Raw genomic sequence first — 8345 nt, 5'->3', positions numbered from 1 at the left:
TTTCGCTTCTGATTGCCGCGGGCAGTGGGGTATTGCTTTTATTAGCTGGTTTTCTTAAACGGCGCACCCTGCGTATACGGGCTATTTTGCCCGGTACGAGTTTCTCCCTTTGAGTTGCATTACCTCAGTTCGAGGAAATCTATGGCCGACTACCTATTGAGTGTTTTTCTGGTCGCACCGGTAGCTATCTTGTGGCTGGTGCTATTAATGCCATCCGATCAAGAGTTAGCTGTAGCATCGATTGAGAGGGAGCGTGAGCGGGTAGCTATACAGGTTTCGAGCAAAAGGAGGCTTAACCAAAGTCTTCACATGCACCGCTTCCTCAAGGGCTGGCTTGCTGCCTGTGTAATGTGGACCGCGCTGATCGCAGGCGTCACGTACCTGAGCTGGCCAGAGCAGACCCGACCCATGCCTGTCCTGCCCGAGCTGCCCAGCCTCGAACACTACGAGCAGGCCTATAGTAGAGGTCTCACAGAGGATTCGTTCTTTGAATTCCATGCCGCAGCAGTAAGGAGGCAAAACACCATCCTTGCTACCCATCAGGAATTTGAAGACGGGGATGGGGACAGGATCAAGAGGCTGCTGCTTGTAGTTTTAGCGATCTGGATAGGCCCCTGTGCAGCGCTTGGAGTAACCATGGCTCGCGTTAAAGCTAAATGAGCGATATCAAAGCTATACCGTACGTATAGTCTGGGCCGATACTAGTCGTTAGGCACATTATGAGAATCCGACATGGAAATCGAGCGTGAGATAAAGGATATGGAAGAGCAGTTGCGTCAAGCTATGCTGGCCTCCGATGTCGAGGCGCTAGATAGACTTCTGTCTCCAAGCCTCATCTTTACCAATCATCTGGGGCAATGCCTAGGCAAAGAAGCAGATCTATCAGCACATGGATCAGGTGCTCTTAGTATTTCCAGACTGGACTCTTCAGAGCAAGAAGTCCGAGTGATTGGAATCGACACGGTTGCTGTTTCTGTACGGGTCCAGATTACTGGTAGATACGCCAATCAACCTGCTAATGGAGACTTTCGCTTCACGCGCATCTGGAAACGAGTTTCAAGCAAAAAGTGGCAGGTCGCGGTAGCCCATGCTGGCATTATTGTTTAGCAAGATTAGAAGCTAACTCACCGCCGCATAAACTCTGGGTGGAGTAGCTTCGTGCAGAAAACCGCTCCACTCCTGCATAAGCCCCCTTCTCTTCTCCAGCAGATCCCCACGGTTATAGGCCGCTTCTACCTTGCTGCCCAGCGTATGCGCCAGCGCCATCTCGCAGACTTCGCGCGGGTAAGTGGTAGTTTCAGCAGCCCAGGTTCTGAAGGTTGCACGAAAGCCATGCGGTACTGCCATGTGAACCTTTAAGGTATCCAGTACGCGGCCAATGGCATTGCCGGGAATACAGCCCGTTCGGCGACTGTTTGGGAAAACCCACTCCGGATGCTGGCCCTTTTGCTGGCTGATCACCTCAATCATGGCCTCGGTCAGCGGGATGCGGTGCGCCTTGCCCGTCTTCATGCGCTCGCCCGGAATAGTCCAGAGCTTTTGCTCAAGATCCAGCTCGGACCAGCGTGCGCCGCAGGTCTCGCTGTTACGAGTTGCAGTCAGGATCATGAGTTCTGTTGCGCGTGCTGCAGCACCCTCCAGGCTATCGAGTCGATGCATGAGCCGTGCGGTATCCTCGGCAGACAATGAGCCAAACGGCTTGACCCTGCTGCCCTGTTTGGGTAGGAGCTTGTCCAGGTGCCCGCGCCAGCGCGCCGGGTTCTCCCCTTCCCTCAGTTTTCTGGCCTTGGCCGCATCGAGGACCAGTTCAATACGGTTGCGCAGGCGACTGGCTGTTACCGGGATAACGCTCCAGATAGGCTCCAGCACTTCCAGGACATCATCAGTATCGACTTCGGCAAGAGGCATTGAGCCAATCACGGGAAAGACATGCTTAGCCAGTGAGTTCTGCCACTGCTGCGAGTGCTTGGTGCTCCAGCTGGGCGAGTGCGTTCGAATATAACGTGCAGCCTCGGTCTGAAAGGTCTTGGCTTCCAGCTTCTGCGAGGATTTGCCCTCACGTTTTTTCCGGCGCTCAAGGACTGGATTGATCCCGCGTGAGATTTCAAGCCGGTACTTGTCTGCCGCCAGGCGCGCATCACGTAGGGAGACTGCTGGATAGCTGCCCACCGAAAGATCATGCCGCCGACCATTGATCATGTACCTATAAATCCAGCTCTTGCGAAGCTGGGGTGAAATGCGAAGCTGAAGGCCTCGTCCGTCCTGATAGCTTCCGGGTTCGGAAAGGGCTTTTACAAGTTTGGGGGTTAGCTTGCTCATAGACCTGATACTGCATTGCGCTGCGCAGCTATCTGCTGCCTTGACCGATCCACTTCCTGCGCCTCACTTGCCATGCGTAGGCATCTTCGTGATAGCCGATCCAGATCATCATTGATCAATAGCCGACCCTGATTCAGCTGTTCCATGACCTGATCACGATGGCATGTAGAGCCAGCCGTAAACAAAGCGATCTGCTCGGCTGTGGCGGATTGCTCACCATAGCTGAAGTATTCATCAAGCGCACCGAGTGCCCAGTAGACCAGCGCCAACATGACCAGGACCAGCACAAGCATGGCTGGAGCTGCGCGCAGTGTCTCGCGTGCTTCGGCTTCAACCTCGGCTTCGGTGCGCAGGTTTCTGAAGGCGGCCCAATATTGATGGTCGTCCTCTCTTATCGGCTGATCGAGCCGTACCTCGGCACGGTGATCGGAACTGGTACTGACAATCACACCGTTACCAAAACGAGTTACGACACGTACGCCCGGTAGCGCTGTTGCGTTGTCCAGAGCCATCTTTTTCTCCATGGCAAATGTAGTCTACTGGCGCTGGGTCTAGCATCAGGCTGTGATGCACTCAGCGCCAGACCGTGCGATCAGTCAATATCAACAAAAACAGGCTGAAGTACCCTGCTGGCGCTCTGCTCTGGTGTTTCGTCCCAGCACCAGCAACCGCGACTCTCCCACCACGACTCAAGAAGATCACACGAATGATCAATATAGGGAGCACCATCATGATAAGCGCCACAGTTGGCGACGTAGTTTTCTCCCAGCAGAATGGCAAAGCTCTCATGCTCGATGACCAGTGCTTTGCCCGGATTTGCCTGTAGCAGGCGGCGGTAGGCTCCTATCATGCCGTGATAGGTCGTCAGGTCGTGTTCGCACTCGCTGTCCCAGGCCGCAGGCCGTGCAGATACCTCACGCTTCAGTTCGGTGGTGGCTTCTCTACGGTTTCCGAAGAACCGGCGACTCCCTTCCGGCCAGGACAAGATCCATTCCTCCTGTCCTTTGGGTTCGGCCATGTAAAGGGCACCGCTGGGATGCGTAAGTTGGATTTCAGTTTGTTCTGTCATGACAAATCTCTTAGGTTACGGACATTGTGCTTGCTAACACAGCAGATTTAAATGACTTGTATGAGGATTGTGTATCCTCATACATACATACCTATAAGCCCCATGAAAACTGCGACTATGCAATAGTGCCTAAAGGTGTCCCACACCTATTCCCCACAGCTCGCCTGCCTCAAACGGCTAGCTATGTCCCAGCGCCTGAGCCAGCGTCTGTCGGGCTACCTGAACCGGTCGATCCACCATTTCGGTGATGAGTGGCGAAAGAGATATGGCCGAGACGGCGCGCTCCAGCCGGTCAAGCGAATTAACCAGTGCCGGCGCAGCCCTGCACAAGGCATCGATACGTGCCATATCCTTTACGCGGATACCGGTGGCGTTCCACTGCTTGAGCAGCAGTGAGCCAAGATCATCATCCAGACACAGGACGCCAGCCCTCGCATGGGTCTCTTCAGGCAGGTCGAACAGGCACAGCGGGCGACTATCTAGGCACAAGGCATGGTAGTGATCTGTCTTGTACTGCCCCTCGCTGATGGTCCCCACTGAGATTTCCTGAGCACTAACCCCCAGATAGCCAGCGAGGGACTTAAACCACGGGGCACTGGCTAGAGAGTGCGCCAGCCCAGAGGCCATGCGGCTTTCAGGCTGGCCGCAGATGATAAAAGGCCTGCTATCACACATTACCGCTATACGCTGTTTGCCATCTACAAGCGACATGCGCCTAAGCTTCAGGGGCGAGCCTGCCAGCGCTTCAATGACTCGGCTCGGCGCGAGAACACAGGTCTGCTCGGGATCAACCAGAGGCGTGGGCTCTTCCCGGATGTCCTCTTCACCTTCGTCCTGAATCGGCTGACGTGCGGGCCTCGCCTGCTCCGGCACCACGCCATGGCTGGTGAATTTCTGGAACCATCCCGCTACATAGAGCCGCTCGCTGGTGACATTGGGACGGCCCTTGGCACCCAGCTCAATCAGGTCATGCTCGGCAAAGGCCAGTACGCGATCAACGAACCGTTTAATTTCACGCTCGCTGAGCGAATGCTTGGATATATGAATACCTCCCCCAAGTTTACCGGCATGGGGATTGAATTCACGTGCTTGTTGAAAGACGACTTCATTACGCCCGTTCTTCTTTAATAACCCTTCGGACGTTATCTCAAACGTAATAGTCTGAGAGCGCATGATCGTTCTTTTAAAATCAATTTCTGTAACCTTTAGCGAGGCCATGTCCAACATTACATCAACTATCTGACCAGACTCCCTGACCTTTTGTTTGGTCTTGTAGGTACGGTAGTGAACATTGCTGATACAACTGGTGAGAAGTGCCGGTTCCTTGATTGAATCAACAAGTGAGATAAACATGGCTGACCTGCCTGAACACTGGAAGTTAATTCCACTGTCTCATGCAAATCCGGTTATGCAAGTACTCCGAAGGGATAAAAGTTACCTACACTGGAAATAAAAAAGCCTGCGCGAGCAGGCCTTGATAATCAAAGTTAGATCAGGCCACACTTTCCTTGAGTTGCTTGCCCGGCTTGAACGCCACCGACTTGCTGGCTGCAATTTCAATAGGCTTACCCGTCTGGGGGTTACGCCCGGTACGCGCCGCACGCTCCCTAACGGTAAAGGTGCCAAAGCCCACCAGCGCGACATCCTGACCGCTTTTCATAGCCTCGGTGACCGACTCGATCACGGTGTTAAGCGCGGCCTCGGCTTCCTTGAGCGTCAGCTGCCCTTTTTCCGATATTGCCTTAACCAGTTCAGATTTGTTCATGCTGTTTCCTCTTGTGGTTGAGACGTTATACCCGATCCTGAGGCCTGCGTTCAAAGCAGGTGACTACAGTTTTCTGCTCGCCGTCCCGGATCAGGAGATACAGGAATTTGCTGGTCTCGTGTCCCCAGGTCTCCACTTCATCCACGCTGCCAAACTTGAACAGCTTGTGGCGTCTGATCCGCTCTGGCATGGGTACCAGCCTAAGCTCAGGATGCGAAAGCCTACGGGCCAGGCTTGACCATGGACAGCGGGATTTTCCACTGCTGACACGCTCAAGATAGGCATCTACCGCATGCTGGGTGAGGCCTATCCTGCCCAGCGCAGGCGTCTGCAGCATGACCTTGCACTGGCGATACTCGTCCGTGGGATACACGTATTCCACCTCCCCGAAGTCAGGGTCATTACGGTCAAAGGGCAGATCGGTTTCATCAGGTGTGCGCACCTTCGAGCCATACAGCCGCCCCAGAAAGGCCGCATACGGATACAGGTGCTTGGGCGGAATACCCTTGGATAGAACATCCACCAGGTCGTCACCGGTGACGCAAAGATAGATACCGGCTCCTGTGATCGGGTTTCGATTAAATACCTGCCTAAAATAAATAAGATGTCTAATGGCTACCAGTTCGACAGCCAGTTTGACATCCTTTATATAATCCTTGAACTGGACAGAAAGTACACCCTTCTTTTTAAGACCTGTCCACCAGTAGACAAGGCAACTACCATCTTCTGCCAATACCGTGCGTGTACTTAATAACATCATGATAGCGTTCCCCGTCACCGGAAAGAATGTTTGATATAAACCTACCACCAAATTTCAGAATGCAAGTCATAATGTACCTCTTTGTAAAATTATTAGCCCAAGAGACACTTTGCCGCTAGGCTAAATCTGTCCCTGACAACTAACCGGATTAATCAAGATGACCTTATTGAATGAGTTCAAAGAAACGGAAGCAGAACTAAAGCGTTTGCAAGCGCGTCTGGAAGAACTGACTTCAAGCGAAGAACTTAAAAAGGATCTCCAATTTCTCGACGAGCTTAATGAGCTGATGGAGAAGTATGGCAAACGCCCACGTGACGTCGTTGCTGCGGTAGCGCCAGAACTCCTCCAACAGAAGGCCAGTGCTGCGCCAGCCGAGCAAAGCAATCCCCGCCGCGCTCGTAACATCAAGGTCTACCGGCATCCGGAGACCAACGAGATCATTGAAACCAAAGGTGGCAACCACAAGGTTCTCAAGGCATGGAAAGCCCAATACGGCGCCGACACCGTTGAGAGCTGGATGTCGATCAAAAGCTGACAACACCGCTCCGCCCCCCTTGGGTAAGAAAAGAAAACCAGCCCCGGAGGGCTGGTTTCTTTTTGTCACTTAACAACAAGGTTGTAGCATTCTTTCCCGCATTTCTTCACCAGACGGTGAACGATGCGAGCTGCCATCGTGGCATACGGCCCTGCACAGGTCACAGGACCCTGAGCCGCATACTTTATGATGAACAGAATGCGCGCCTGTGTTTCCCGGGCATCGAAACGATCCCGGATCAGGGCAGCATAGTCCTGCTCGCTCCCTTCCCAGCCGGCCGGAGGCGCAAAAACGCCTCGTGTGGCCGAACCCGGAGTGGTGTCGAGCAGATCAGCAGGCAGGTGTGGATTGGAGTGCATGGCTTAACCTCCTACTACGCTGCGAAGAAGCGCCAGGCTCGGGAAACCCGAAATGCCCTGACGAATCATCACATCATTCCAATCAATTCCTTTACTGCCGGAAGGGATTGGCGCGGTAGGAAGTATTACGATCACCCTGATACCCTGCTGCTGCAGACGCAGCTTGAGCCTCATGGCCGCCGATTCACCCGTGCAGGATCTGTCCTTGTCGGCCCAGACCAGTACCGTGTGAACCCCTGCTGGCGGAGTAAAGCCTTCAAGCAGTGTTGCATTGACCGTGCTCCAGGTAGCAATACCTGTTGCGCGGTACGCCGAGAGCGCTGTTTCCAGCCCTTCGGCAACACCAAGCACTCCATCAACCGGAGTACCCATCTGGATCGCCGCGCCTCTGATCGATTTCCCCTCGGGGACCGGCATCATCTTGCGCGGACTTTCTACATCGGCCTTGCTACCCGTACTGCTCAGGTAGGTTCGGTGAAGGGTCAGGATCTCACCCTTGTTGTTTACAATGGCGCAGACAATGGCCGGAAACTTCCCTATCTCAGCGATGGTTTCCCGCTCTTCCCCGGTCTCCATATCCACTTCCGTCACGGTATCCCAGTATGGGAACGCCGGATGAAAGCGTACGCAGTCATTGTCCAGCCAGTCAGCGCCACCTCGCGGCAACACCTTGCGTCCCTGCAAATACAACCGTGCAGGTTCAGCCTGTGATGCGTTCAATGGTAGCGACTCACGCCAGTGACGCTCGACGTTCAGGCTCTTGCGGTCTGACGTCGATGCGGGCACGGGCTTACTCTTGACCAGTGCAAGCCTGGGTTTTTCCGGCTCGATAATGATGGCCGGTATAACCGGTGGAGCTTTCACAGGTTCAGGCTCAGGTTCAGGTTCTGGCTGAGGTTCATGCTCAATCACCTCGTACCCAAAGCGCTCAGCCAGATCAGCCTCGCAGCTGACTTCCTCTGCCTGTTTTGCCTTGAGTGCCTCGGCACGCGCCTTCAGATCAATGGGACCACGACGACCGGGTTTAACCAGTCGAGCCCACTCATCATTGCTCGCCTCTTTAACAGCCGCTTCACGAACCACCGCAGTTTCCTGCATGGCACGTGGAGCGCTGTGGTCCTCAGCTGCCTTTTCCCGCGGACCGGACTGGACAGGACGAGGATGCCTCTCGGACGTCTCACGACGTTGATAACGCGGGGGTTCAGGATCAACCCTCAGGAACTCGGCAACCTCTACAAGCGCTTCCGGAAAACGCAGACCCCTGACAAAACACAGCAGGGTAATACCGCCTCCAAATGCACCGCAGGTGTTGCAGATAGCGCCGCCTCGGACATTGAAGTCCTTGAACAGACGAAACCCATCACGGCCACCGTGGACCGGGCAAGGCACACCGCGACCGAGTCTGGAGATGGCGCGTTCCAGATCAGGCGCCAGGGCCCGCATGATGCCTATCCATCCATACGCCGACGCCTGATCATTGACCTTTTCAAGGTCGTAGAACTTGCGTGGCTCTCTTACTGCATTACCGTTCATACGCT

Annotated in this window: 11 protein-coding genes; 3 read left to right on the top strand and 8 right to left on the bottom strand. The window is 54.3% G+C overall.

Going from position 1 to position 8345, the window contains the following annotated elements; all coding sequences use genetic code 11:
- Positions 1 to 141: 141 nt before the first annotated feature.
- Both B3729_RS12270 and B3729_RS12265 read left to right on the top strand, forming a co-directional pair.
- Positions 142 to 660, top strand: a complete 519-nt coding sequence (locus B3729_RS12270; RefSeq protein WP_286788041.1) for a hypothetical protein — start codon at positions 142 to 144, stop codon at positions 658 to 660.
- 72 nt (positions 661 to 732) lie between these two features.
- Positions 733 to 1107: a nuclear transport factor 2 family protein gene (locus B3729_RS12265; protein WP_019366043.1), complete on the top strand. Its 375-nt coding sequence runs from the start codon at positions 733 to 735 to the stop codon at positions 1105 to 1107.
- 12 nt (positions 1108 to 1119) lie between these two features.
- On the opposite strand, the gene B3729_RS12260 is transcribed toward B3729_RS12265, so the two are convergent.
- The 6 genes from B3729_RS12260 to B3729_RS12235 all read right to left on the bottom strand — a co-directional run bounded on the left by B3729_RS12260 (position 1120) and on the right by B3729_RS12235 (position 5913).
- Positions 1120 to 2319: a tyrosine-type recombinase/integrase gene (locus tag B3729_RS12260; protein ID WP_019366042.1), complete on the bottom strand. Its 1200-nt coding sequence runs from the start codon at positions 2317 to 2319 to the stop codon at positions 1120 to 1122.
- Positions 2316 to 2831: a hypothetical protein gene (locus B3729_RS12255; protein ID WP_019366041.1), complete on the bottom strand. Its 516-nt coding sequence runs from the start codon at positions 2829 to 2831 to the stop codon at positions 2316 to 2318. The genes B3729_RS12260 and B3729_RS12255 overlap by 4 nt, the downstream gene beginning before the upstream one ends.
- 80 nt (positions 2832 to 2911) lie before the next feature.
- Positions 2912 to 3388 (bottom strand): hypothetical protein, encoded by a 477-nt coding sequence (locus B3729_RS12250; RefSeq protein ID WP_019366040.1) that lies wholly within the window; start codon positions 3386 to 3388, stop codon positions 2912 to 2914.
- 177 nt (positions 3389 to 3565) lie between these two features.
- A complete protein-coding gene (locus tag B3729_RS12245) occupies positions 3566 to 4561 on the bottom strand; it encodes a hypothetical protein (RefSeq protein WP_286788040.1) in 996 nt (331 codons plus the stop codon).
- Between the two features lie 319 nt (positions 4562 to 4880).
- Positions 4881 to 5189, bottom strand: coding sequence for an HU family DNA-binding protein (locus B3729_RS12240; RefSeq protein ID WP_286788042.1), 309 nt, complete (start codon positions 5187 to 5189; stop codon positions 4881 to 4883).
- Positions 5179 to 5913 (bottom strand): hypothetical protein, encoded by a 735-nt coding sequence (locus B3729_RS12235; protein WP_286788039.1) that lies wholly within the window; start codon positions 5911 to 5913, stop codon positions 5179 to 5181. Before B3729_RS12235 ends, B3729_RS12240 begins: the two co-directional genes overlap by 11 nt.
- A 157-nt stretch (positions 5914 to 6070) precedes the next feature.
- On the opposite strand from B3729_RS12235, the gene B3729_RS12230 reads away from it, so the two are divergent.
- Positions 6071 to 6448, top strand: coding sequence for a histone-like nucleoid-structuring protein, MvaT/MvaU family (locus B3729_RS12230; protein WP_181123788.1), 378 nt, complete (start codon positions 6071 to 6073; stop codon positions 6446 to 6448).
- 65 nt (positions 6449 to 6513) lie between these two features.
- Here B3729_RS12230 and B3729_RS12225 read toward each other — a convergent pair whose 3' ends face one another.
- Positions 6514 to 6807, bottom strand: a complete 294-nt coding sequence (locus B3729_RS12225) for a hypothetical protein (RefSeq protein ID WP_010799395.1) — start codon at positions 6805 to 6807, stop codon at positions 6514 to 6516.
- 3 nt (positions 6808 to 6810) lie between these two features.
- Positions 6811 to 8345 (bottom strand): DUF7146 domain-containing protein (locus tag B3729_RS12220; RefSeq protein ID WP_286788038.1); only part of this gene is annotated, 1535 nt, incomplete at its 5' end.

Origin of the sequence: Pseudomonas sp. UBA3149, assembly GCF_002364655.1 — a bacterium.
GTDB lineage: Bacteria > Pseudomonadota > Gammaproteobacteria > Pseudomonadales > Pseudomonadaceae > Chryseomonas > Chryseomonas luteola.
This window is presented reverse-complemented; position numbering and strand designations above follow the sequence as displayed.